The following is a 1,502-nucleotide window of genomic DNA, read 5'->3' as shown; positions in this document are numbered from 1 at the left end:
AGCGTCTGGTGGTCGAGCTTGCGGCCGTCGTCCTCCCGCACTCCTCAATGGTCTCCGCGCGCGGGTCAGCGATCAAGCTACTAACGATCTCCTTAGTAAGTGTCGGATCGGCTCCCGGTGCTACTGACGACGAAGGCCCCTGACCGGCGAACATGCTGGTCAGGGGCCTTTCTTGGCTCCCCCGATTGGACTCGAACCAATAACCCTGCGATTTGATCTTGGGCCGTTGGCTCGCGCTGGCTAATGCTGAACATGCTGGTCAGGCTAGGTATGGAGCGTTGGCTGCGACGGTTGGGGACGGCTGAGGACGGGAATATTGGGTGCGTAAAGAGTGCCTGGTCTCGACTCTCGCGGGTGGAGGATCGCTCTCCACTCCCCCCGTCGGCGCGGTCAGACACCCCGGCATCCTGCCGTCTCCGTGGGTTGGCATGCCTTCCTGCGCTGATGTGCAGGGGCGGCAGCCGCCGCGAGAAGCGCGCCGATGCGCTGGTCGGAGGTCGGATGGGATGCCAGAAGGCTCTGCGACCATCCTCGGGCCGCACGATGGCCGTCATCCAGTGCGTGAAGTGCGGCGGCCAGCTTCAGCGCGAGGCCGTGGTCGGCGGCGAGCGGTCGGCGGCCAACCCGGCCCGCCGGCTGATCGCGGCGTCGGCGAGGGGACAGAGCACCGCCGCCAGCCCGACGAAGACCAGCACTCCCCCGACGATCCTCTGGCCCTGGTGCAGGGTCCGGGTCACGGCGACGGCCAGTCCGAGAACCACGACGATCAGGGTCCGCGCCGGCTCTGGCGGCCGGCCAGAATGCTCGCAAGATCGGTCAGCAGGCTCCTCGCCAAGCTCCAAGGCGCGGTCAGCCACGACACGAGCAGCATCAGCCGAGTCGCTCCCGTGGCGTGATGGCCCAGCTCGTGCACCAGCACGGCCACCAGTTGGTCCTCCGGTAGTCGATCGAATTCGTAGTCCTCCACGGCCCGGCTGGTGATCGCGACGCTGCGTCCACCGTTGGCGTACGCGTTCGGCACCCGAGTGGTCTGGATGTACACCTCGACGTCACCGGCAGCGGTTCCGGCCACTCGTAGGGCCGTCGACCATGCCGGCTGCAGGGCCCTGCCATCTGCGTCGGGCTGGGTTGATGGAACCCGTAAGCGATCCGTTCACCCACCCGGGTGGTCACAGCCGCTGTGCAGGCTGCCCAGGCCAGCGGGAGCAGTCCCGCCCACCAACTGAACGCACCGGCCGCCAGCATCAGCAGCAGGCTGCCGATCATGGCTGGCGCGGCGGCGACCGCCCGCCAGTGCCCGTACCGGGCCACTCGACGCCGCACGTCGCCAGGCGGCTAGGGCGTGTCTCAGCGATCTTGACCGGCGGGTTCGGTAGGCCTGGCCTGTGCTCGATCGTCACGACCTGACTGATGCGGAGTGGGCTCGGCTGGAGCCGCTCGTGCCGGACCGGACGCCGCGCCGCGGCGGCCGTTGGAACGATCACCGGCAGGTGATCAACGGG

Annotated in this window: 2 protein-coding genes and 1 pseudogene; 1 reads left to right on the top strand and 2 read right to left on the bottom strand. The window is 68.3% G+C overall.

Going from position 1 to position 1,502, the window contains the following annotated elements; genetic code table 11:
- Positions 1 to 581: 581 nt before the first annotated feature.
- Both CNO22_RS27055 and CNO22_RS27050 read right to left on the bottom strand, forming a co-directional pair.
- Positions 582 to 761, bottom strand: a complete 180-nt coding sequence (locus CNO22_RS27055; protein WP_100502301.1) for a hypothetical protein — start codon at positions 759 to 761, stop codon at positions 582 to 584.
- A gap of 5 nt (positions 762 to 766) precedes the next feature.
- Positions 767 to 1,072: a M48 family metalloprotease gene (locus CNO22_RS27050; protein ID WP_269799653.1), complete on the bottom strand. Its 306-nt coding sequence runs from the start codon at positions 1,070 to 1,072 to the stop codon at positions 767 to 769.
- Between the two features lie 313 nt (positions 1,073 to 1,385).
- Between CNO22_RS27050 and CNO22_RS29565 the strand changes: the two are divergent.
- Positions 1,386 to 1,502, top strand: a pseudogene (locus CNO22_RS29565) (IS5/IS1182 family transposase); the annotation flags it as partial.

Origin of the sequence: Geodermatophilus chilensis (assembly GCF_002802985.1) — a bacterium.
In the GTDB taxonomy this organism is placed as follows: Bacteria; Actinomycetota; Actinomycetes; order Mycobacteriales; family Geodermatophilaceae; genus Geodermatophilus; species Geodermatophilus chilensis.
Note: the sequence above shows the minus strand (reverse complement) of the source record. Positions and strands in the feature narration are given on the sequence as shown.